We start from the raw sequence: 20,628 nt of genomic DNA, 5'->3' as shown, positions 1-20,628 counted from the left end.
GAGGTGGATGCGTCGCGCGCTGGAAGTTGCGGCAGCCGACGGGACCGGTAGCGGCGTACCCGGCGTGGCTGACGCTGTGTCGATCACCTCGGCCGGAGCCCCGCCGGCCGAGGTTGCCCCGGTCGGTACGGCCAGGGGTATCCCGGTCGATACCACTGCGGACGTGCCGGTCGGCGCGGTCGTCTATGGCCCGGACGGTGCGGAGCTTGCGGTAGGGCGCAACGAGCGCGAACTCACCGGAGATCCGACCGCGCACGCGGAGATCCTGGCGCTGCGTCGAGCTGCGGCGAGCCTGGGGGCCTGGCGACTGGACGGCTGCACGCTGGTCGTGACCCTCGAACCGTGCACGATGTGCGCCGGGGCGCTGGTGCTCTCGCGAATTTCCACGCTGGTGTTCGGGGCCTGGGAACCGAAGACCGGGGCGGTCGGCTCGCTCTGGGACGTCGTACGCGACCGGCGGCTCAACCACCGTCCCGAGGTCTACGGCGGCGTCCTGGAGCCCGAGTGCGCAGCCCTGCTCCGCGCGTTCTTCCGCTGATCGTCGGTCGAACCGGCGAACCGGCGAACCGGCGACCCGGCGACCTTCGCTGCCCCGCTGATTGTCGCTGACCCCGCTGATCGTCGGTCGACCCGCTGGACTGGCGGTTACGAGCCGGCAGGAAGCGATACGGTGACGGTCAGCCCACCGCCGTCACGTGGACGGGCCTCGACCGAGCCGCCATGCGCCCTGGCCACCGCCCGCACGATCGACAGGCCCAGGCCGAAGCCGCGCCCGCCGACCCCCTGGCCGTCGCTGAGCCGTTCGTTGCGTAGCCGGCGGAACGGCAGGAAGATCGTCTCCACGTCGTACCCGGGCACTACCGGCCCGGTGTTGGCCACCACCAGGGTTGCCCGCCCGTCGACCACCCCGGTACGCGCCGACACCCACCCGGTGCCCGGCGTGTTGTGTCGGACGGCATTCTCCAGCAGGTTGTGGACGAGCCGTTCCAGCAGGATCGGGTCGCCCACGACGGCTGCGGGAGCCAGGTCGCGGTCGACCGTCAGGCCTCGGGTGGCGCGAACGGCCAGATCACCAGTTGCCTGATCCATGACGTACCCGACCACCTCGGCAAGATCGATGGCGACCCGCTCGGCGAGTTCGGTCTCCGAGTCGGCGAGGGTAAGCAGACCGTCGATGAGCCGCTCATGGCGTTCGTTGACCGTCAGCAGCGCCTCGCCGAGCTGCCTGACCTCACTCGGAGCGCCCGGCCGGGTGATGGCCAACTCGATGAGTGAACGGTTGATCGCCAGCGGCGTACGCAACTCGTGCGAGGCGTTGGCGACGAAGCGTCGTTGACCGTCGAACGACCGGTCCAACCGTTCCAGCATCAGGTCGAAGGTGTCGGCCAGCTTCCGTACCTCGTCGCGGGGCCCGGCCAGCGCGATCCGCTCGTGCAGTCCCCGGCCTGCGGTGTCCGCCCCGGCGATCCGGTGAGCCGTCTCGGTGATCTGGTGCAGTGGCTGCAACGCCCGGCCGGCGATGAGCCAGCCGAAGGCGATAGCGGCGGCCGATACGATCATCAACGCGATACCGCCCTGGGTCAGCAGGGAGTCCAGCGTGTTCTGCCGGACGTCGGTCTGTAGCCGTTCCAGGAAGCGGCGCAGTTCGGCAGCGTTCACCTGGGAGAGGTCGGACTGCGGCATCGCGCTGGTGAACTTCTTCATGTCGCTCACGCTGAGCGTGACCGCACCGGGCAAACGCTGTTCGACGAGCACATAGGTGACCGCCAGCAGCACGATCCCGGCGAGCAGGAACAGGCCACCGTGGACGAGGGTGAGTCGGGCACGAATGGTGAGTCGCTTTCATGGGATGTGGTACCCCACTCCCGGCACCGTTTCGACCACCTGTGGGTCGCCGAGTTTGCGGCGCAGCTTCATCACGGTCACCCGTACCACGTTGGTGAACGGGTCGATGTGCTCGTCCCAGGCGCGTTCCAACAACTCCTCGGCGGAAACCACCGCACCGTCGGCGCGCATCAGCTCGGCCAGCACCGCGAACTCCTTACGGGACAGTGCCACGAACTGGCCGTCCCGGTAGACCTCGCGGCGGCTCGGGTCGACCACGATTCCGGCCCGGGTCAGTTTGGGTGGAGCGGCTGGCCGGGCGCGACGGCCCAGGGCGTGCACCCGGGCGGAGAGTTCGACCAGAGCGAACGGCTTGACCAGGTAGTCGTCCGCGCCCAGGGCCAGTCCGGCCACCCTCTCCCGTACGGCTGACGCGGCGGTCAGCATGAGCACCCGGGTCATCCCACCGCCGTCCATGATCGACCGACAGACCTCGTCACCGTGCACCACCGGGAGATCCCGGTCGAGTACGACGACGTCGTACTCGTTGACACCCAGCCGGTCCAGCGCGGCAGCACCGTCGTACGCCAGGTCGACCGCGAACGCCTCCCGCCGCAACCATTCGCCGATCGCATCCGCGAGGAGGGTCTCGTCCTCCACCACCAGAACTCTCACCGGTCCATGGTGACCCGGATGGGGATAACGCCGCCGTTAACGCCAACGGTTATGCCCCGGATACCGCTCTCCGAGTCGACTGGAGGGGGCGGCCGGATGGTCCGTTCCGCCCCGTGGAGGGAGTGAGTCAGATGCGCCGATCACTGATGATCGGGATGACGGCCGTACCCATGATGATCGTTCTGGCGGTGGCCGGCTGTAGCCGGCCCGGAGCGGGGGAGCAGGTGGCGACCGCTGGCGGTACGGCCGGCGCGAAGCCGTCCGCCTCGGTCGACGGGCCCGCGTTGAGCGAGGCCGACCAGCAGTTGCGGTTCGCCCGGTGCATGCGGGAGAACGGCATCGACGTGCCTGACCCGGTGCCGGGCGGCCAGAACGGCACGATCCGGGTCGGCGGTGGCAACGACGCGGTGAAGGTGAAGGCGGCGGTGGACGCATGCCGCAGCTTTCTGCCCAACGGTGGCCAGGTGGGCAAGCTCGACCCCGAGCAGGCGGAGAACATGCGCAGACTCGCCCAGTGCCTGCGGGAGAACGGAATTCCGGACTTCCCCGACCCGGCCCCGGACGGGTCGCTGAAGATCGATCCCGGCGTGTTCGGCAGCAAGGACCTCAACGATCCGACCCTGAAGGCCGCGATGCAGAAGTGCCAGCAGTACCTGCCGAAGCTGGCTGGGGGCGGCAAGTGACGCCTGGTGAGGCCGGTTCGACGCCGCTGCGGCGGCGCCGCTTCGCGCGGGCCGGAGCAGTGACGATCGCCGTGGTGCTGGTCGTCGGTGCCGCTGTCGCGGCCACTCTCGGATTCGGCGACCGCGATCGGGGTACGGCAGGAGCCGGTCGCCTGCCGGAGGCGACCGCGAAGGTCACCCGGCAGACCCTGATCGACGCACAGACCGTTGCCGGCAAGCTGGGGTACGGCCCGACGCGTACCACCGCCGCCAGGGTGAGCGGAACGGTCACCTGGCTGGCCGCCACCGGGGCCACCATCAAGCGGGGGAAGCCGCTCTACTCGGTGGACGACGACCGGGTGGTGCTGCTCTACGGCACGCTGCCGGCGTACCGGATGTTGACGGCGGGCGTGCGGGGTGCCGACGTCCGGCAGTTCGAGCAGAATCTGCGGGCATTGGGCTACTCGGGGTTCACGGTGGACGACGAGTACACCGCCAGCACCGCCAGCGCCGTACGGAAGTGGCAGGACGACATCGGCGTCGACGAGACCGGACGGGTCGAGCCGGGCCGGATCGTCTACGCCGCCGGGGAGGTACGCGTCGACAGCCACCAGTTGGCAGTCGGTGACGAGGTACGACCCGGCCGGGCGGTGCTGGACCACACCGGGACGAGCCGGCTGGTGACGGTCGAGCTGAACGTGGCCGACCAGCGGCTGGCCCGGCCCGGTGCGAAGGTGTCGGTCGTCCTGCCGGACGGCGGCCGGGCCGACGGCACGGTCGCCGACGCGGAGACTGTGATCAAGACCCCGGCCGGCGCCAACGGTCAGGCCGAGGCGGAAACGAAGATCGAGGTCAACGTCGCCGTCGCCGACCCCACGGCGTTCGCCGAGTTCGACCGGGGCACGGTCGACGTCTCGTTCACCGCGTCCGAGCGGGCGGACGTACTGACCGTGCCGGTGGCGGCGCTGCTGGCCCTGGCCGAGGGCGGGTACGGCGTACAGGTGGTGGAAGGGGTCAGCACCCGGATCGTGACGGTGCGGACCGGACTGTTCGCCTCCGGCCGGGTGGAGATCTCCGGTGACGGGATCACCGAGGGGCTGACCGTGGGGGTGCCCGGATGAGCGGCCGTCCGGTCGTCGAACTGATCGACGTGGCCAAGGTGTACGCCGGTGGGGTCTCTGCGCTCGGCGGCGTGTCGCTGACCATCGACTCCGGGGAGTTGGTGGCGATCGTCGGGCCGTCCGGATCGGGCAAGTCCACCATGCTGCACATGATCGGCACGCTCGACCGGCCATCGACCGGCCAGGTACGCATCGACGGGTACGACGTGGCGACGCTCTCCGACCGGGAACTGTCGGCGTTGCGGGCGACCCGGATCGGTTTCGTCTTCCAGCAGTTCCACCTCGCGCCGGGCGCCACCGTGGTCCACAACGTCGCCGACGGGCTGCTCTATTCGGGCGTACCGCGGTCCGATCGGCGGCGGCGTGCGGAGCTGGCGCTGGTTCGGGTCGGCCTGGGCCACCGGCTCGACCACCGACCGCACGAACTGTCCGGTGGCGAGCGGCAGCGGGTGGCCGTCGCCCGGGCGGTGGTGGGTGAACCGGCGTTGCTGCTGGCCGACGAACCGACCGGCAACCTCGACTCCACTTCCGGGGCGGAGGTGCTGGCGCTGCTGCACGATCTGCATGCGGCCGGCACGACGGTCATCGTGATCACCCACGATCGGGAGATCGCGGTCAGCCTGCCCCGTCAGGTACGGATGCGTGACGGGTTGGTCGTCGGAGACGTCGGCGGCGGCGCAGTCCGGGACCGTACGTCTGGCGGGGTGGCCTGATGTCCCGGTCTGTCGCTTCGCCGGTGACGTCACGAGGCACGCACCCGCCGACCCGACTGGTGCCGGCCCGGATGCGACCACGGGACATCCTCGCGGTCGGCGGGGTGGGGCTGCGGACCCGGCCGTTGCGGGCCTTCCTGTCTGCGGTCGGCATCGCCATCGGCATCGCCGCGATGATCTCCGTGGTCGGTATCTCCTCGTCGTCCCAGGCCGAGCTGGACCGGAAACTCGCCGCCCTCGGCACGAACCTGCTCACCGTCGCACCCGGCAGCACGCTCTTCGGCGACGACGCCCAGCTGCCGGCGGAGTCGGTGGCGATGATCGCGCGGATCGGACCGGTCGAACAGGTCGCGGCGATCGGGCAGGTCCCCGACGCGACCGTCTACCGTTCCGACCGGATTCCGTCGGTCGAAACCAATGGCATCGCCACCCGCGCGGCGAACCTGGACCTGCTCGACACGGTCGGGGGCACCGTGGCCAGCGGCACCTGGCTCAACGAGGCCACCGCCCGCTATCCGGCCGTGGTGCTGGGCTCGACCGCCGCGCGGCGGCTCGGCCTGGCGGCGGCCGGTACGGACGTCCAGGTTCATCTCGGCGGACGGTGGTTCACCGTGATCGGCATCCTGGACGCGGTGCCCCTGGCTCCGGAGCTGGATTCGTCCGCGCTGGTCGGGTGGGAGGCGGCGCACTCGTACCTGGGCTTCGACGGGTACCCGACCACGGTCTACACCCGTTGCGCGGAGTCCGCCGTGCAGGCGGTACGGGAGGTGCTGGGGGCGACCGCCAATCCGGCCAGGCCCAACGAGGTGAAGGTGTCCCGGCCGTCCGACGCGCTGGTCGCCCAGCAGGCCACCGACGAGGCGTTCACCGGGCTGCTCCTCGGCCTGGGGGCGGTGGCGTTGCTGGTGGGTGGGGTCGGGGTGGCGAACACCATGGTGATCTCGGTGCTCGAACGTCGCGCGGAGATCGGGCTGCGCCGCTCGCTCGGGGCCACCCGTGGGCAGGTCCGCACCCAGTTCCTCGCCGAATCGTTGCTGCTGTCCGGGTTCGGCGGGGCTGGCGGCGGGTTGCTCGGTACCGGGGTGACCGCCGGCTATTCGCTGTACCAGTCCTGGCCCACGGTCGTCCCGCTCTGGGCGATCCTCGGCGGCCTGGGGGCGACCCTGGTGATCGGTGGACTCGCGGGTCTCTACCCGGCGGTCCGTGCCGCCCGCCTCTCCCCGACCGAGGCCCTCACCACTCCCTGACCGGTGAGCCGATCCGGGCGATCCGGGACCAGGCAGACTGCTGCCGTCCCGGATCGCCCGGATCCTCGCGTGGAGGCAATCAGGCGATGGCGGTGTCGAGGGCGATCTCGACCATCTGGCCGAAGGTCTGCTCGCGCTCCTCGGCGGTGGTCTTCTCACCGGTCTTGATGTGGTCGCTGACCGTGAGCACCGTCAACGCCCGAGCCCGGAACCGAGCCGCGATCGTGTAGAGCGCCGCCGACTCCATCTCCACCGCCAGTACGCCGTAGTCGGCCAGCGCGTCGTAGAGGTCCGGCCGATCCGTGTAGAAGGCGTCCGCAGCCAGGACCGGGCCGACCCGGATGCTGATGCCGCGCCGCTCGGCCACCTCGACCGAGGTACGCAGCAGCCCGAAGTCGGCGACCGGGGCGTAGTCGACCAGCCCGTCGAAGCGGACCCGGTTCATGTTCGAGTCGGTGGACGATCCGCTGGCTGCGATCACGTCACGTAGTTGCAGGTCGGGGCTGAGCGCTCCGCAGGAGCCGACCCGGATCAGGGTCTTCACGCCGTACTCGTTGATCAGTTCGTGGGCGTAGATCGAGGCGGACGGCATGCCCATGCCCGACCCCTGGACCGACACCTCGACACCGTTCCAGCGGCCGGTGAAGCCGTACATGCCCCGCACCGTCGAGTAGCACTTGGCGTCCTCGAGGTAGGTCTCTGCAATCCACTTGGCCCGCAGCGGGTCGCCTGGCATCAGGACCCGCTCGGCGATCTCGCCCGGCTTCGCGCCGATGTGCGTACTCATGGGATGTGATCCTGCCAGGTTGGCACGGGCGATACCGCCGCGACGTCCGCCTGCACGATCAGGTACCCTTCTCGGCGGTGGCGTGTCCGAGCGGCCTAAGGAGCACGCCTCGAAAGCGTGTGAGGGTTTACGCCCTCCGAGGGTTCAAATCCCTCCGCCACCGCCAACGAACAGGCAAAACGCCCGGCAGATCCGCGAGGATCCACCGGGCGTTCCGCTTGTGGTCCCAACTCGTGGTGAAGCGGCTGGTTTGGGCTCCTCTGACGGGCTCCCCAATCCAGCCCGCCGATGCGCTGAAGGCGTCGTCAGATGCGCACTCCGGGCATTTCCGGCCGACGGGGGTTCCTAGGCCGGGTTGCCGCCGACGTTGTCGATCATCCGCCGTAGCACCTTGAGCGCGGTGACGTAGTCGACGTCGTCGATGCCGTCGTGAATGCGGTCGCGGATGGCCGGAGCGTGGCTCTTCATGTCGGTACGCGCCTGCTCGCCGGCCTCCGTGATCCACGGTCGGTCCTCGTCGTCGCGGTGGAGCCAACCGCGCTCCACCAGGACCTGCGCCTCGGTGGCCAGGTCGTCCTCGGGCCGGAGGTAGGTCGCCATGGCTTCCTGGAGTTGAGGGATGGTCATGCCCTGGCCGTCCGGGGAGAGGTCGGCGGTCGACAGGTTGCGCAGCAGCCAGAACTGGGGCTGGGTGAAGCCGAACTCGGCCTGCTGCGCACGGGTGAAGGCGATGAGTGCCTCGTAGGCCAGGCCGGTCCAGTAGGCAGCCGGCTGGGCTGCGAGTTCGGCGTCGGTGATCTGGTCGATGGTCATCGTGCCACTCCATAGTCCATGATCGTCGTTGGGTCGACCGTAGAACCTCAAGCATGGTTGAGGTCAACGCATGCGGAAGGTGGCGTGTGTTGTCGCCACAGCCCGCGCTGATCGATATGTTCTGCTGAGCCGAAATGGGGTGGGTGCAGATGCGAACGGGTCCGACCCTGGTGCTGATCCACAGTCCGCTCGTCGGCCCGGGGACCTGGCTGCCGGTCGCGGCGGAACTGAGGGCCCGTGGTTACCAGGTCGTGGTGCCGGCGGTCAGCGCGGTAACCGAGGCCGAGCCGCCGTACTATCGATGGCTTGCCGACCGGGTACGGGAGGACGTCGACTCGGTCGGAGTATCCGACCGTGTGATGCTGATCGGTCACAGTGGCGCGGGGGCGCTGCTACCGGTCATCGGAGCGGGTCTGCCCGGCGGGGCGTACGGCGCCGTCTTCGTGGACGCGATGCTGCCGCACCCCGGCACCAGTTGGTTCGCCAACGCGCCTGCGGCCCTCGTCGGGCAGCTCCGTGATCTGGCCGTGGACGGGAGGTTGCCACCCTGGCACCGGTGGTTCCCGGCCGAGGTGATCCAGGCACTGCTGCCCGACGAGCAACAGCGGGAACACTTCATTGCCGAGCTTCGTAGGCTGCCCCTGGCGTACTTCGCCGAACCTGCGCCGTCGGTGCCCGAATGGTCGCCACAGCGTTGCGCATACCTACAGCTCAGCGACGGGTACGACCCCGAGGCGGCGGAGGCGCAGCGTCGGGGCTGGACGGTACGGCACGAGCCGGCCGACCACCTCGCCCTCCTTACCCAACCCGGGCGGATCAGCACCGTACTCGACCAGACGATCAGAATGCTGATGGACACGGACCAGTGAGCGTTAGTCAGTACGGGGGAGATCGAATGAGGCGAACTGCGGTCCCGGTTGCCGTGGCGCTCCTGTTGATGGGCGTCGCGGGATGTGACAGTGGTGACCCAGGGACCAACCGACCCAACTCCGCCTCACCCAGTGCCACCGCCGCATCGGTCGACCCGGAGGCCATCACCGAGCAGGGCGTGGGGCCGTTCCGAATCGGTGGCGACGTACAGCCACTGGTGGCCGAGGGCATCCTGGTGAAGGAGACCGACGGCTTCTGCCCGCTCTCCTTCAGCGGCACCGATGAGTGGAAGGGCATCTGGATCCTGCCGGACGACTCCGGTAGCCGGATCGAGCAGATCTACATCGACGAGCCGATGACGTCCGCCACCGTCGAGGGAATCCAGATCGGCAGCCCGGGTACGAAACTGGCCGAGACGTACGGCACCAAGCTCCGCCGCTACACGTCGAAGATCTACGCCGAATCGAAGTTCGACCTTCTCGACCACGGGTCCGTGTCGATAGCGTTCTATGCCGACGAGACCGGCAACGTGAAGCGGATCATGGTTGGGAAGACGGCGTTGCTGGAGATGGCAGCGGAGTACGGCGAGCCGGCCTGCTGAGGTTTTCCACACCGGACCGGTGCGGGCAGCCAGCGCCCCGAAACTGCGGTGCACAGCGTACGAATTATGCGGCCAACGTCATGGTTGCGAACCACGCAGATTCCTACGGTCTTTACATGATCACAAGAAGGAAGATGCTGGCCGGACTGCTGCTGGTGGCCACCACCGTCAGCCTGTCCAGCGGCCCGGCCACCGCTGGTGCAGTCAACGCCGGATCAGCCAACGGTGGTGCAGTCAACGCGGGATCAGCCAACGGTGGTGCAGTCAACGCGGGATCAAAGAACGGGCTACCCGGGGCGGAACTTCAGGCCGGTTTGACCGGGTTGGTGTCCACCGGGTCCGCCAGCGCCGCGCTGCTGCGCGTACAGGATGGGTGGGCTGGTTGGTCGGGCGCGGCCGGGGTGACCGACCTGGTGTCCGGCCGACCGGCCCGTGCCGACGGCTATTTCCGGATCGGCAGTGCCACGAAGACCTTCGTGGCCACCGTGATCGTGCAACTGGTCGACGAGGGCCGGCTCTCACTGGACGATCCGATCGCCCGGCACCTGCCGGGTACCGTCCCCAACGGTGAGGCGATCACCGTACGGCAGATCCTCAACCACACCAGCGGGCTGTACGACTATGCGCACGAGGCCGGGTATTCGACGAACCGTTGGCGCGGGGCGGAACGGTTCCGCACCTATCAGCCGAGCGAACTGCTGGCCGTCGCCTTCGCCCACGAGCCGTACTTCGGACCGGGCGAGAGTTGGCGGTATTCGAACACGAACTACATCGTCGCCGGGCTGCTCATCGAGCGGCTGACCGGTCGCAGTTACGGCAGTGAGATCCAGCGTCGCATCCTGCGTCCGCTCGGCCTGTGGCAGACGAGTGTCCCGGGTACGGACCCACGGCTACCCGAACCACACGCCCATGGGTACACCCTGGTCGACGGGCAGTACGTCGACGCCACGCAGATGAACCCCTCGCTCGACTGGGCAGCCGGCGAGATGATTTCCACGACCGCGGACCTGAACCGGTTCTTCGCCGCGCTGCTGGGCGGCCGGCTCACCAGCGTGGCCGGGCTCGCGGCGATGCGCGACACCGTCGAGACCGGCACGATCTTCCGGTACGGCCTGGGGCTGCAACGGTTCGACCTGCCCTGTGGCGTGAGTGTCTACGGCCATGGTGGGGAACTGCTCGGCTACCTGACCTATGCCATGGCCTCCGATGCCGGTCGGCAGATCACGCTCTCCTACAACCCGTACGTGAACAAGCCGACCATGGAAGCCCTGGTCGGGATCTTCAGTACGGGTTACTGCCCGGCCAATTAGCTGTACCCCTGATGGACGACGATGTGGTGTAGGCGATCCAGGTCGTCAGCTTCGAACTGCTGCTCTCGGTGCCGCTGGTTGGTGTAGAGCGCGGACTGCCACGCCCGGACGCCCCGATGGCCTGACCGACGGTCAGGCCATCGGCGTCAGTGGCATCAGGCATGCGCCTCGTTGTCGCCGCGACCGACGCCGGGTGGGGTGATTCCGATGGCTTCGAGGTTCCGCGCCTCCTGACTGTCCGGATCAAAGGGCTTCGCCGCGGTGAGGACGATCCGTGCGTTCTCGGGGGTGATCACCTCCACGTCGCGGGTGTTCCAGGGAGTGTCCCGCGGGCCGTCGACCGAGTTCGGGCTCAACGCGCGACAGGCCTCGACAAGGGAATCGATCTGGTTGAGCACGCACGAGAAGCTGAAGCTCATCGCCGGTGCCTGCGCCGGAACGCTCGCTGCCGAGACGAGGAGTACGTCCTGGAACGCCCACCGGCGTAGATGCACAAGCGTGCCGGGGATGCTGAACAGCTCGAAGAATCCGAGCCCACGTGTCCAGAAGTCCAGGGACTCTGCCAGATCGCTCGTGGGGATCGTCGCGAACGCGGGCATTGCATAGATGCCCCGGAACAGTTCCGGCGCAACCGCGTCCGGGCCGGGATCGGGCACTGGGCTTATCTCAAAAGCGTTGTAGTAGTCGCTCATGCACCCAACCCTCCGGCCTCACGCGACGTGAGGGTCAAGCCGGGTCCGTTCATCCGGTCCCAGGTCAAGGGCGTCAGCGGCCCGCCGGGAACATCAGAGGTCGAAGCCTGCCGAGTCCAGCGGGTCCTGGCCGTATCGCCAGGGTTTCCACCGTTCGGCGAAGAAGTCGAGCAGTTCCCGGTGGACGAAGATGTATCCGTCCCCGACGCTGCGCAGGAAGAGACACTGCACGGCGTACTCCAGGAACGGCACCATTCGCTTCGGCACCACATCCTGGCGGGCCAGGCGACGTCGTACGATCCACTGCTCCACGGTCGGTGCCAGCGCGACTTGCACCAGCAGGAACACCGTGTAGCCGGCACCGACCAGCGCCCCGAAGCGGACGGCTTCGTCAGCCGTGGCTGGTAGGACCACGGCGAGTCCCGATACGGTTCCGGTGATCAGGCCGAGGATCGGGGCGACCCGTACGGCGAGCCGGAGCCGGTTACGTAACGCCGGGCTCGGCACCTCACGCCGTACGGCAACGGTCGGATGGCTCCAGTGGTTGACTTTGAATGTCGCGGCGGCGGTGACGGTCGAGCCGACCACCGTGGCGAGCAGGAACCCGAGGCCGTAGGTGACTCCCGCCAGGATGCCGGCCCCCGTTCCGCTGTCCACACCGGTCGCGATGCCGAACGCGGTGCCCACCGCCAGTGCACCGGAGATCATGCCCACGGCAGGCACCGCCTCGGCGAAGATCTCGGGGAATTCGTCCCAGGCGTCGAGGATCCAGTTGGTCCGGTAGGTGTTCTCGCTGCGCTCGGCGCGTTCGTTGTTTCGCCGTTCGGCTGTGTAGGAGATGTAGCTGAGGTTGTCGTACGCCAGCGAGAACGTGGCGGTCATCGCGACGCCGCCAGCCACCACACCGGTGAGGGCACCCGGCCAGCCGAGCAGGACCCAGCCGGCCGTACCGAAGAACAGTCCCGTTGCGAGACTGTTCACGGTTCGACTGATGGTGTCGGCGCTCGGGGCAGTTCCGTATCGAAGTGACCAGGCTTCCTTGATCTGGTCCAGGACGAAGACGGTCTGCGAGAAACGGCTGAGCTGGTAGGCCACTGCTGCCAGGTACCGCACGGTCTGCTCGGGGCGGATCCGCCGGTCCCGTCGTCGCCGGAGCATCGCCTGCACGTACTGGGTGAAGAGGCGGGTACGGCCGTGCGTGGGGTCCGGCGAATCCGCGTCCCCGGTCGTCCCGACCACCGGCTCGGGACCGTCGGCGTACGCCAGCGCCATGATGCTGAGCAGCAGCGGCGAGTCGGCGAACTTCCACAGTTCGGCGTCGACGGCGAGCGTTGCGCGGAGTCCGGCGAGTGCCGTACCTGCCCGGTCGAGGAACTGTTCGATCTGTGGCCGGGTCAGCGGCTGGATCCGTACCGTGCCGTACACCGGTACCTGCTGGTTCAGCTGGCTGTATTCCGTGGTCCGGCAGCAGATGGCGATCGGGGTGAGCGGCTGCTGCCGGTGGAATTCGGTGATGGCGACGGCGCACTGGTTACGGTACTCACCGGCCACCTCGTCGAGCCCGTCGAGCAGCGGCAGGATCTCGCCTTCCGCTATCCAGCGCGTCGCCTGATCGGCCGGCATGCCGTACCGCTCGGTGAGCTGTTCGGCCAGCCACTGGTCGATCGGCCGACGGTGGATCGCCCACGACGACAGGTTGACGACGACCGGGATGCTGGCAGAAGAATCGTGGTCGGCCTGGTTGAGCAGGTCACGGGCAAGTTCCAGCAGCATGGTCGTCTTACCCGCGCCCGGTTCACCGAGGATCACCATGCCGTGGTCGAGTCTGGTGAACACGCTGCTCATCGAGACACCGTCGGTGAGGGTGAGCGGGGTGCCGTCGGCCTGGGCGGCCTGCATGTCCCACGGGTGTCGCTGGGCGTCCGCCGTCGCGGTGAAGCCGAGCTCGATCCGGGCTTCGTTGTAGAGCGAGCGTTCCAGGACGTTGGTGACCCAGTAGCGGCGTACCCGGTCGAGGAGGACCTGCCGGGCGCGGGCCGGTGAGGCCCTCGGACCTGGCCGTCTTTCCCGGCCGCCGACCACCTCGACCAGGATGAGGGTGACGATCAGTACGCCGAGCATCGGCCACGCCAACCACAGGTACGGTGCCCACTGCTCGGGCAACGCGCCGGTGGCGACGTTGGTGGCGACCCCGAGCAGGGCCACACAGATTACCGACAGAACGATGGTCGTGACACGACGCATGCGTCGTCTCTACCGTGTGGCTAGATCTCACACAAGGCCGTGATCCCAGAGCGATGTGTCGGCGAAACGTCAGCAGTACCTCGGTGGGCTCTCAGCAGGTGCCGAAGCCCTCGTCGAACAGTCTGCGGGCATAGTCGGTGTAACCAGCGACGGTCTTGCGTACGGTCTGGCCATCGTGCAGGAAGAGGTAGGACCGGTCGCCTTCGCTGACCAGCAGCCCGTCGAACCGGTACGTCCCCCGGGGCGCGGTGAGTGGCGTCGAGGCCGGATAGGCGGCCTGTACCTCGCTCACGGAGGTGCCGCTGGTGACCCCCTCCGGCGTACGCATGGACGGGTCGGCCCACAACAGCACCAGCCGGTCGCCGGCGAAGACCGGACCCACCGTCGCCATGCCGGCCAGGCTCGGCCCACACGACGCGACCGACGGGGTCAACAGGCCACGCTGGGCCAGTTCCTGTTCGGTGTCGCCGAACTCGATGTTGCGTAGCCCGTCGAGGTGCACGACGTCCGGCCCGTACGCCGTCGTTGCCGTGTTCGTCGGGCCGCTGACGGATGCACTGGTCGCCGCCAGCAGGCCCACGATCGACAGTAGTTTGCGTATTTTCACGTTAATTCCCCCGCTTCCTCCGCTACCAACGCGTTTGCCCCCAGAAGGTTGCTGCCAAATTTCCACAACCTGTGGATAGAACATGTGTACGAGCGGCGAGGTTACGGCCTGTCCGGATCCCGATGGCCCAGTCGGAGGCGTCCGAGACCTGAGAAGAGGATCCGCCGCTATCCGGCGATGTCGGCGCCGATGCCAGCCGGTTGCTGGTTGGTGCTTGCCAGTCCGGAGGCAACCAGCGTGTTCAACAGGGCCAGCGCGTCGGCTCCCGGTGAGTCGGGGACGGCGCGGTAGATGCACAGTGTCTGCTCGTCGCGGGTCAGGGTGAGTACCTCAGGTTCCAGCTCGAACGTTCCGGCCAGTCGGTGGTGGAACGTCTTGCGGCGCGCCACCCCGGCCGTGACGTCATGACGGGACCACAGTGCCGCAAACTCCCCGGAGGCGACCGTCAACTCGTCGATCAGCTCCGCCAACTCGCCGTGGGTCCCGCGCTGAGCGGACAGCCGGCGCAGGTGGGCGACCAGTTCGGCTGCGACCGCGTCCCAGTCGGGGTAGAGCTGTCGGGTCTCGGGCAGGAGAAAGGTCCTGCGTGCCATGTTGCGCTCGCCGTCGTCGGTGAGGGCCAGCAGCGCCGCGCCGAGCGGTGTCCAGGCCAGTGCGTCGAGCGTGCGTCCGAGGACTATCGCCGGCAGATCGTCGAGTCGATCGAGCAGGTCCAACGTTCCGGCTGCCACGACTTCCCCCGGTCGGTGGGGGATGGTCGTGCGCGGCGATCGGTGGGCCAGCCGTAGCAGGTGCTCGCGCTCGGTGCCATCAAGGCGCAGCACGCGGGCCAGCGCGCCGAGCACCTGCTCCGAGGGCCTGACCCGGCCCTGCTCGATGCGGGTGTAGTAGTCGGAGCTGACGCCAGCCAGCAACGCAAGCTCATCCCGGCGCAGGCCCGACACCCGCCGGGTCCCTCCGGGCATCAGCCCCAGGTCGGCAGGCTGGGTGCGGTTGCGGCGAGCACGCAGAAAATCTCCCAGCTCAGAGGCCATGACGCCATGATCCCAGAGATCTTCTTCAGTACGGTGGTCACAACGAACCTAGGCAGATTCCGCAGATGGTTCGCCCGTCGACCGCCGCGCAGACTCGACGCCATGACAACGACTACCGCCCCGCTGACCGGACGGGTGGCGCTCGTGACCGGCGCTGCGTCCGGCATCGGCGCTGCCACCGCTCGATGCCTCGCCGCCGCCGGGGCTCAGGTGGCGCTTGTGGCTCGCCGAGGTGACCGGTTGCAGGCCCTGGCCGACGAGATCGGGGAACGGGCGCTGCCCGTGCCGGCTGACATTACGCAGTCCGCTGCGATTCGTGCGCTCACCGAACAGGTCACCGCCCGACTCGGCACCGTCGACCTACTGGTGAACAATGCTGCGGTCATGCTGCCGAATCCCCTGACCGAGGGGCGTGCGGACGAATGGCAGCACATGCTCGGTCTCAACGTGGGCGCGCTGCTCCAGGTGACCCGCGCGCTGCTGCCCGGCCTGCTCTCCGTGGCCGCCGACGGTCGGGCCGCCGACGTCGTGAACGTCTCCAGCACCGGTGCTGACGTCCGCTCGCCCGCCTTTGCCGTGTACGGCGCGACGAAAGCCGCAGTGACCTATCTGTCGGGGGCCATCCGCGTCGAGCTTGCCTCTACCGGCCTACGGGTCACCGATGTCAAGCCGGGCGGAGTCGACACGGAGTTGTTCCAGCACGCCACACATCCCGGCATCCGTGAGCAACTGGCCACCGCCGGCCAGCGGATGAGACTGCTCGACGCCGACGACGTGGCAGACACGATCGTCTACGCCGTCACGCGTCCACCACACGTGTGCCTGTCCCAGCTCACCGTCATGCCAGTCAACCAAGCCCAGTAGTTGCGGCTGACTTCGATCCGGTCGGGTACGAAGACTCAGACGCGTTGGCTGATCAGGGCGTGCAGGCCGTCGAGGATGCGGTCCAGGCCGAACTCGAACGCCTGGTTCTGTCCGTCCCCACTGGACGCGGAGGCCATGGTCGCCGTCAGCGCCGGGAATCGGTCGCCGTGCTGGCGGAGCAGTTCGCCGATCATCGCGATCAGTTCGGTCTCGGGGTTCCGGCTCGCCCCGGCCTGTTGGGCGATCATCCGTACGTGGCCGGCCAGCAGGGCGAGCGCGTCGAAGCGTTCGCTCCCGGTCAGGCCGGTCGGGGCGAGCAGTGCCACCCCGCATTCCGTCCAGCCGAGTTCGTTGGGGCCGATGGGGCGGGGGCCCACCGTTGCCTCCAGCGCCCAGGGGTGCCGTAGGTAGCCGGCCAAGAGTTGGTGGGCCCACTCCTTGAGCCCGGCCCGCCAGTCGGTGGTGTCGAGGACGGGCGGTTGGCCGATCGCCCGTTCGACCATCGCCGCCACGAGTTCGGCCTTGCCCGGTACGTACCGGTAGAGGGACATCTTGGTGAAGGCGAGGTCGGTGGCGACCCGCTGCATGGACACCGCCGCGAGCCCCTCGCTGTCGGCGATCGCAATGGCGGCGTCGGTGATGACTTCGAGGGTGAGCGCCGGCTTGGGGCCGCGCGTGGGCTGGGCGCGGGTATGCCACAGGAATTCGATCGTCATCCGTACCTCAACCCGGGGGCTTGCCATCCGTCGAAACCGTATCTACCGTACACAGTATTAACCGTGTCCGGTGGACACAGTTTCTTGTCTTGGGGGGATCATGAAGAACAAGACGGTGCTCATCTCGGGGGCGAGCATTGCCGGCCCAGCGCTGGCGTACTGGCTGGGCCGGTACGGCTTCCAGCCGACCGTGGTCGAGATCGCGCCCGCGCTGCGTGACGGCGGCAACGCGGTCGACTTCCGGGGGAAGACCCACCTGGGCCTGCTCGACCGGATGGGCGTGCTGGACGACCTACGGGCGGTGCAGACCGGTGGCACCGTCATGCGCTTCGTTGACGAGCACGGTCGAAAGTTGATGGAGATGCCGGCCGAGTTCGCTGGTGGCGACATCGAGGTGCTGCGCTTCGAGCTATCCCGGGTGCTCTACGAACACAGTCGGCACACCACCGAATACCTCTTCGGTGACAGCATCGCCACGATGACCGACACGCCACAGGGCGTACACGTCACCTTCGCCAGCGGCGCTCGCCGTACGTTCGACCTGGTCGTCGGGGCGGACGGCGTGCACTCGAACGTACGGCGGCTGACCTTCGGGCCGGAGGAGCAGTTCGTCAGCTACCTCGGCTACTACGTGGCGACCTGGGCGCTGCCCAGCCCGCCGAAGTTGGACAGCGGATCGATGGTCTACAACGTGCCCGGCAAGATGGCCAGCGTCGGCCGCGACCACCGCGACCCGTCCCGGGCCGGCGCGTTCGTCGCCTTCGCCTCACCCAAACTGGAATACGACCGGCACGACCTGGACCAGCAGCGCCGGATTCTCCACGAGGTTTACGCCGGCCTGGGGTGGGAGGTGCCCCGGATGCTCGCCGCCCTGCGCGAGGTGCCCGACTTCTACTTCGACTCGATCTGCCGGGTCGACATCACGCCGTGGTCCCGGGGGCGGATCGTGCTGCTCGGTGACGCCGCAGCCGGTGCCACCATCGGCGGGATGGGCAACGGCACCGCGATCGTGGCCGCGTACGCGCTGGCCGGCGAGTTGGCGGCGGCCCGGGGCGACCACACCGTCGCATACGCCCGGTACGAGAACCTGCTGCGTGACTTCGCCCGACGGTGTCAGAAGGGCGGTGACACCACCGGCCGGTTCCTCGCCCCGCGCCGCAACTTCGGGATCCGGCTGCGCAACGGGGTGCTCAACCGGCAGATGTTCATGAACCTGATGCTGAGGATGGGCGAGGACCGCACCAACGACATCGACCTGCCGGACTATCCACTCCTGCTGGCGAAGCTGGGGTGACTCGTTGTCCACAGGGCTATCCACAATCTGTGGATAGAACATGTGTACGATCGCGGGTGCGTGGTCGGGCGGGGCAGTCAGGTGATCGGCGGCCCGGGCAGCCTGTGTGTTCTGTCGGGGGAGACGTCTATGGGCTACTGGGGAACGCTGGTCGTCTGCCGTGGCGATGTGGATCTGCCTGAACTTCCGGCAGTGGAAGCGCTTGAGCGGCAGGTCGAACGCTGGGCGACGGGCTGGCGGAACGGGTGGCAGGGGTGGAATGTCCGGCATGCGCCCGAGGACCTTCCAGAGGTGCTCGCTACGGCTGGTGTCCAGCCCCTGATCTGCGCCGAGATATTGGGCAGCAGTGGTGCCTACGTAACCGGTTTCGGGGCGACCGGTGAGCGTTGGGCCTGTTGGCTCATGTTCGAGAGCGCCCTCGGCTACTACGTCCCTCCACCCGCGCCTGACTTCGACGACGATGGCAACCCGTGCGAGATCGACTTGGATGACCCTGTTGCCTTTCCCGAATACCACCGAGAGCTTGCGGAGACCCGGCAGCAGTTGATGGCGGATGCGCGGGGTGGGCTTCAGGCTGCTGAAGCGGCTTTAGCTTGGGCAGCCGGTTGTGGTCTGCCTACGCCCTCCGTGGACGAGGTCCTCGCAGTCCTCGAAAGCGACAGAGCTTTCGCGGAGGACATTTTCGTCGATCTTCTGACTCGCCTCGGGCTCCATGTTCCCGCCTTGACCGAGAAATCCGCGCCGCAATCATCGTAAGGATGAGCCGGTATCTAGCGAGATCAGACCGCGGTCCCGGGCGGAGATTTCAGGTGCGCTGCTGCCTCGGTGGGATAGCCACCACGGCCTGACCGGAGAGCGGTGGCAGCCAGGCGGATCAGGTCGATGTTGACACCGGCAGCGCCGCTCGGGTCGTGGACCTGTAGCCGGATGTCCAAGCTCACCGCCGTTTCACCCCATCCCTGTGCCTCGATGTTGAGGTAGGCGATCTTCTGCGATTTCAGGTGAGGCAGGTATCCCAGGGGTGCCAGCTGCACCCTGTCGGCGCCCAGCGCATTGAGCTTGGACTGCTTCTTACTGTCCGGGTTCTCGGCCAGATTACGGAAGTCCTCGGTACCCCCCAGGTTGACCTGATAGGAGCTGACCAGGGTCAAACCGCGCTCCTGCAACAGCCGCAGCAAGGCTTTGTGAACGACGGAGGTCCCGAACTGACTGGCCAGGTCGTCGCCGATGAGCGGCAGACCTGCTTCCTGGAAGCGTTCGAGCAGCGACAGGTCCCGCGCGATCGGGTCCGAGGTGGTGTTGACGAACGCCACGCCCGCCAGCAGAGCAGCCTCCGCGTACGCCTCAGCAATGTCCGTCCGGCCACTCGGCGCGGAGTAGAGCAGCACCTCAGAACCCCTCAGTGCATCTGCCACCCGCCGGATTTCGGTCACGTCCGTGAGCCCGCGCTGCACGGTCACGCCGGACGGACGAAGTTCCGTATCGAGGCGGGGAAAGTTGTTCGGCGGAGCGAAGATCGCTTCGTGTAGATCCTTGCCGACCTTGCCGTCAGAGAGGGCGAAGGCCGCGACAAAGTCGATGTCGCCAACACCCAACCCGTTCACCTGGGGCTGCTGGATGCCAACCAGGCTGCCGGTGCTGCGGTAGAAGTTGATTCCCTGCACCAGCGCTGATGTGTTGTTGCCTACGCCGACGACTGCGACCTTCGCGTTTTCGATCACGGCACCGAGGTTATCGGCGTTCGTCTGCAAGTGGGGTGCGCGTCTGCACAGCGGTGTAACCAGTGGTGGGGTCGGTTGCCGCCAGCCCCACCACAGCTCAGCGGCCGATTCCCATGTCTTCGGCCAGTTTCTGTATTGGTTCGGGTGGGGTGTTTCGGGTGGCGCGGAAGATGTCGGTCATGATTGCGTGGGCGGTGGGTCGGTAGCGGATTTCGGCGGGGGCTATCTGGTGGCTGTGGAGCAGTATTTCGCCGGCTTTGGTGGGGTTGCCGGTTTGGGTGTGGGCGCGGGCGAGGTCGAGTAGGTGGTGGGCCCGTCGTTCGGGCATGAGCCTGTTGAACTGGTCCGGGTCGATCTGTTGGTGGATTTCGATGGCGTGTTTGGCTTCGCCGATTTCGATGGCGGTTGCGGCCCGGTGGAGTTGGAGACTGGTGGGGCCGAAGGCGGTCCAGTAGTGGTTGTGGTCGCCGCCGAGTTGGTTGGCGGCTCGGTCTGCTGTGTTGAGGAGTTCGGTAACGGTGGGTTGGTCGCCGGTGTGGGCGGCTGCGGTGGCGGCGTGAAGGAGCAACTGCCCGTACACGGAGATTTGTTGTGGGCTGGCGGCCCGCCTCCGGTTGGGGGTGTGGTGGCTGGCGGCCTGGATGCTGATTTCGAGTGCGGCGCGGTGGCGGCCGAGGGCGGTCAGGGCGGTGCTGATGCGGCAGGTGGCGATGCCGGTGAGTAGTGGGTCGTCGCTGCGGTGGGAGATGGCGATGGCCCGATCGGCGGCCAGCCAGGAAAGTTGGTGTTCGCCGAGTTTGTTCAGGGTTGATGAGGTGATCTGGTAGATCTGC

General features: G+C 67.8%; 21 protein-coding genes, 1 tRNA gene and 1 pseudogene. 12 read left to right on the top strand and 11 right to left on the bottom strand.

From position 1 onward, the window contains the following. The first annotated feature begins 7 nt into the window (after nucleotides 1–7). Nucleotides 8–538, top strand: a complete 531-nt coding sequence (locus tag ACFQ4H_RS18780) for a nucleoside deaminase (protein WP_377572288.1) — start codon at nucleotides 8–10, stop codon at nucleotides 536–538. A gap of 107 nt (nucleotides 539–645) precedes the next feature. Here ACFQ4H_RS18780 and ACFQ4H_RS18775 read toward each other — a convergent pair whose 3' ends face one another. Continuing rightward, the gene (locus ACFQ4H_RS18775; protein WP_377572348.1) at nucleotides 646–1,830 is read right to left on the bottom strand and encodes a sensor histidine kinase; all 1,185 of its coding nucleotides are present in this window, start codon (nucleotides 1,828–1,830) and stop codon (nucleotides 646–648) included. A 12-nt stretch (nucleotides 1,831–1,842) separates the two neighbouring features. Continuing rightward, nucleotides 1,843–2,499, bottom strand: a complete 657-nt coding sequence (locus tag ACFQ4H_RS18770; protein ID WP_377572287.1) for a response regulator transcription factor — start codon at nucleotides 2,497–2,499, stop codon at nucleotides 1,843–1,845. 131 nt (nucleotides 2,500–2,630) lie between these two features. Here ACFQ4H_RS18770 and ACFQ4H_RS18765 point away from each other — a divergent pair, with 131 nt between their 5' ends. From ACFQ4H_RS18765 to ACFQ4H_RS18750, 4 genes are all read left to right on the top strand, one after another. Continuing rightward, the gene (locus tag ACFQ4H_RS18765) at nucleotides 2,631–3,182 is read left to right on the top strand and encodes a hypothetical protein (protein ID WP_377572286.1); all 552 of its coding nucleotides are present in this window, start codon (nucleotides 2,631–2,633) and stop codon (nucleotides 3,180–3,182) included. Nucleotides 3,183–3,253: 71 nt separating this feature from the next. Then, complete coding sequence (locus ACFQ4H_RS18760) at nucleotides 3,254–4,282, top strand: peptidoglycan-binding protein (RefSeq protein ID WP_377572347.1); 1,029 nt, start codon at nucleotides 3,254–3,256, stop codon at nucleotides 4,280–4,282. Beyond that, entirely contained in the window at nucleotides 4,279–4,995 is a 717-nt protein-coding gene (locus ACFQ4H_RS18755; protein ID WP_377572285.1) for an ABC transporter ATP-binding protein, read from the top strand. Before ACFQ4H_RS18760 ends, ACFQ4H_RS18755 begins: the two co-directional genes overlap by 4 nt. Next, a complete protein-coding gene (locus ACFQ4H_RS18750; RefSeq protein ID WP_377572284.1) occupies nucleotides 4,995–6,242 on the top strand; it encodes an ABC transporter permease in 1,248 nt (415 codons plus the stop codon). The genes ACFQ4H_RS18755 and ACFQ4H_RS18750 overlap by 1 nt, the downstream gene beginning before the upstream one ends. 79 nt (nucleotides 6,243–6,321) lie before the next feature. Here the strand turns inward: ACFQ4H_RS18750 and deoD are convergent, their stop codons facing one another. Then, on the bottom strand, nucleotides 6,322–7,029 hold the full coding sequence (gene deoD, locus ACFQ4H_RS18745; protein WP_377572283.1) for a purine-nucleoside phosphorylase: 708 nt from the start codon (nucleotides 7,027–7,029) through the stop codon (nucleotides 6,322–6,324). 76 nt (nucleotides 7,030–7,105) lie between these two features. Between deoD and ACFQ4H_RS18740 the strand changes: the two genes are divergently transcribed. Continuing rightward, nucleotides 7,106–7,195: transfer RNA gene (locus ACFQ4H_RS18740), tRNA-Ser, on the top strand. A 179-nt stretch (nucleotides 7,196–7,374) separates the two neighbouring features. Here ACFQ4H_RS18740 and ACFQ4H_RS18735 read toward each other — a convergent pair. Next, nucleotides 7,375–7,842, bottom strand: coding sequence for a MarR family transcriptional regulator (locus ACFQ4H_RS18735; protein WP_377572282.1), 468 nt, complete (start codon nucleotides 7,840–7,842; stop codon nucleotides 7,375–7,377). Nucleotides 7,843–7,991: 149 nt separating this feature from the next. Between ACFQ4H_RS18735 and ACFQ4H_RS18730 the strand changes: the two genes are divergently transcribed. The 3 genes from ACFQ4H_RS18730 to ACFQ4H_RS18720 all read left to right on the top strand — a co-directional run bounded on the left by ACFQ4H_RS18730 (nucleotide 7,992) and on the right by ACFQ4H_RS18720 (nucleotide 10,623). Further along, complete coding sequence (locus tag ACFQ4H_RS18730) at nucleotides 7,992–8,711, top strand: hypothetical protein (protein WP_377572281.1); 720 nt, start codon at nucleotides 7,992–7,994, stop codon at nucleotides 8,709–8,711. Nucleotides 8,712–8,737: 26 nt separating this feature from the next. Next, nucleotides 8,738–9,313 carry a hypothetical protein gene (locus tag ACFQ4H_RS18725; protein WP_377572280.1) on the top strand — a complete coding sequence of 192 codons (576 nt, stop codon included), beginning with the start codon at nucleotides 8,738–8,740 and terminating at the stop codon, nucleotides 9,311–9,313. A gap of 116 nt (nucleotides 9,314–9,429) precedes the next feature. Beyond that, the gene (locus ACFQ4H_RS18720; RefSeq protein WP_377572279.1) at nucleotides 9,430–10,623 is read left to right on the top strand and encodes a serine hydrolase domain-containing protein; all 1,194 of its coding nucleotides are present in this window, start codon (nucleotides 9,430–9,432) and stop codon (nucleotides 10,621–10,623) included. 155 nt (nucleotides 10,624–10,778) lie between these two features. Here ACFQ4H_RS18720 and ACFQ4H_RS18715 read toward each other — a convergent pair whose 3' ends face one another. The 4 genes from ACFQ4H_RS18715 to ACFQ4H_RS18700 form a co-directional block, all read right to left on the bottom strand. Then, nucleotides 10,779–11,315, bottom strand: coding sequence for a VOC family protein (locus ACFQ4H_RS18715; protein ID WP_377572278.1), 537 nt, complete (start codon nucleotides 11,313–11,315; stop codon nucleotides 10,779–10,781). A 93-nt stretch (nucleotides 11,316–11,408) separates the two neighbouring features. Continuing rightward, the gene (locus ACFQ4H_RS18710; RefSeq protein ID WP_377572277.1) at nucleotides 11,409–13,559 is read right to left on the bottom strand and encodes an NACHT domain-containing protein; all 2,151 of its coding nucleotides are present in this window, start codon (nucleotides 13,557–13,559) and stop codon (nucleotides 11,409–11,411) included. A 91-nt stretch (nucleotides 13,560–13,650) separates the two neighbouring features. Beyond that, on the bottom strand, nucleotides 13,651–14,166 hold the full coding sequence (locus ACFQ4H_RS18705; RefSeq protein WP_377572276.1) for a hypothetical protein: 516 nt from the start codon (nucleotides 14,164–14,166) through the stop codon (nucleotides 13,651–13,653). 167 nt (nucleotides 14,167–14,333) lie between these two features. Next, nucleotides 14,334–15,200 (bottom strand): helix-turn-helix transcriptional regulator, encoded by an 867-nt coding sequence (locus ACFQ4H_RS18700; protein ID WP_377572275.1) that lies wholly within the window; start codon nucleotides 15,198–15,200, stop codon nucleotides 14,334–14,336. Nucleotides 15,201–15,302: 102 nt separating this feature from the next. Between ACFQ4H_RS18700 and ACFQ4H_RS18695 the strand changes: the two genes are divergently transcribed. Then, nucleotides 15,303–16,064 carry an SDR family oxidoreductase gene (locus ACFQ4H_RS18695; protein WP_377572274.1) on the top strand — a complete coding sequence of 254 codons (762 nt, stop codon included), beginning with the start codon at nucleotides 15,303–15,305 and terminating at the stop codon, nucleotides 16,062–16,064. A gap of 35 nt (nucleotides 16,065–16,099) precedes the next feature. Here ACFQ4H_RS18695 and ACFQ4H_RS18690 read toward each other — a convergent pair whose 3' ends face one another. Further along, entirely contained in the window at nucleotides 16,100–16,807 is a 708-nt protein-coding gene (locus ACFQ4H_RS18690) for a TetR/AcrR family transcriptional regulator (protein ID WP_377572273.1), read from the bottom strand. 73 nt (nucleotides 16,808–16,880) lie between these two features. Here ACFQ4H_RS18690 and ACFQ4H_RS18685 point away from each other — a divergent pair, with 73 nt between their 5' ends. Then, nucleotides 16,881–18,074, top strand: a complete 1,194-nt coding sequence (locus ACFQ4H_RS18685) for an FAD-dependent monooxygenase (protein WP_377572272.1) — start codon at nucleotides 16,881–16,883, stop codon at nucleotides 18,072–18,074. Between the two features lie 129 nt (nucleotides 18,075–18,203). Then, entirely contained in the window at nucleotides 18,204–18,830 is a 627-nt protein-coding gene (locus ACFQ4H_RS18680; protein ID WP_377572271.1) for a hypothetical protein, read from the top strand. A gap of 23 nt (nucleotides 18,831–18,853) precedes the next feature. On the opposite strand, the gene ACFQ4H_RS18675 is transcribed toward ACFQ4H_RS18680, so the two are convergent. Beyond that, nucleotides 18,854–19,795: an inositol-3-phosphate synthase gene (locus ACFQ4H_RS18675; RefSeq protein WP_377572270.1), complete on the bottom strand. Its 942-nt coding sequence runs from the start codon at nucleotides 19,793–19,795 to the stop codon at nucleotides 18,854–18,856. A 97-nt stretch (nucleotides 19,796–19,892) separates the two neighbouring features. Continuing rightward, nucleotides 19,893–20,628, bottom strand: a pseudogene (locus ACFQ4H_RS18670) (helix-turn-helix domain-containing protein); the annotation flags it as partial.

Source organism: Micromonospora sonneratiae, assembly GCF_042679305.1.
GTDB lineage: Bacteria > Actinomycetota > Actinomycetes > Mycobacteriales > Micromonosporaceae > Micromonospora_H > Micromonospora_H sonneratiae.
The sequence above is the reverse complement of the archived record's forward strand: the minus strand, read 5'-3'. Positions and strand labels throughout refer to the sequence as shown.

Bases quoted from the DNA above. Each gene is read 5' to 3' on its own strand.
- ACFQ4H_RS18780 (WP_377572288.1), top strand. From the start codon at position 8: ATGCGTCGCGCGCTGGAAGTTGCGGCAGCCGACGGGACCGGTAGCGGC.
- ACFQ4H_RS18765 (WP_377572286.1), top strand. From the start codon at position 2,631: ATGCGCCGATCACTGATGATCGGGATGACGGCCGTACCCATGATGATC.
- ACFQ4H_RS18755 (WP_377572285.1), top strand. From the start codon at position 4,279: ATGAGCGGCCGTCCGGTCGTCGAACTGATCGACGTGGCCAAGGTGTAC.
- ACFQ4H_RS18750 (WP_377572284.1), top strand. From the start codon at position 4,995: ATGTCCCGGTCTGTCGCTTCGCCGGTGACGTCACGAGGCACGCACCCG.
- deoD (WP_377572283.1), bottom strand. From the start codon at position 7,029: ATGAGTACGCACATCGGCGCGAAGCCGGGCGAGATCGCCGAGCGGGTC.
- ACFQ4H_RS18735 (WP_377572282.1), bottom strand. From the start codon at position 7,842: ATGACCATCGACCAGATCACCGACGCCGAACTCGCAGCCCAGCCGGCT.
- ACFQ4H_RS18730 (WP_377572281.1), top strand. From the start codon at position 7,992: ATGCGAACGGGTCCGACCCTGGTGCTGATCCACAGTCCGCTCGTCGGC.
- ACFQ4H_RS18725 (WP_377572280.1), top strand. From the start codon at position 8,738: ATGAGGCGAACTGCGGTCCCGGTTGCCGTGGCGCTCCTGTTGATGGGC.
- ACFQ4H_RS18720 (WP_377572279.1), top strand. From the start codon at position 9,430: ATGATCACAAGAAGGAAGATGCTGGCCGGACTGCTGCTGGTGGCCACC.
- ACFQ4H_RS18715 (WP_377572278.1), bottom strand. From the start codon at position 11,315: ATGAGCGACTACTACAACGCTTTTGAGATAAGCCCAGTGCCCGATCCC.
- ACFQ4H_RS18710 (WP_377572277.1), bottom strand. From the start codon at position 13,559: ATGCGTCGTGTCACGACCATCGTTCTGTCGGTAATCTGTGTGGCCCTG.
- ACFQ4H_RS18700 (WP_377572275.1), bottom strand. From the start codon at position 15,200: ATGGCCTCTGAGCTGGGAGATTTTCTGCGTGCTCGCCGCAACCGCACC.
- ACFQ4H_RS18695 (WP_377572274.1), top strand. From the start codon at position 15,303: ATGACAACGACTACCGCCCCGCTGACCGGACGGGTGGCGCTCGTGACC.
- ACFQ4H_RS18690 (WP_377572273.1), bottom strand. From the start codon at position 16,807: ATGGCAAGCCCCCGGGTTGAGGTACGGATGACGATCGAATTCCTGTGG.
- ACFQ4H_RS18685 (WP_377572272.1), top strand. From the start codon at position 16,881: ATGAAGAACAAGACGGTGCTCATCTCGGGGGCGAGCATTGCCGGCCCA.
- ACFQ4H_RS18680 (WP_377572271.1), top strand. From the start codon at position 18,204: ATGGGCTACTGGGGAACGCTGGTCGTCTGCCGTGGCGATGTGGATCTG.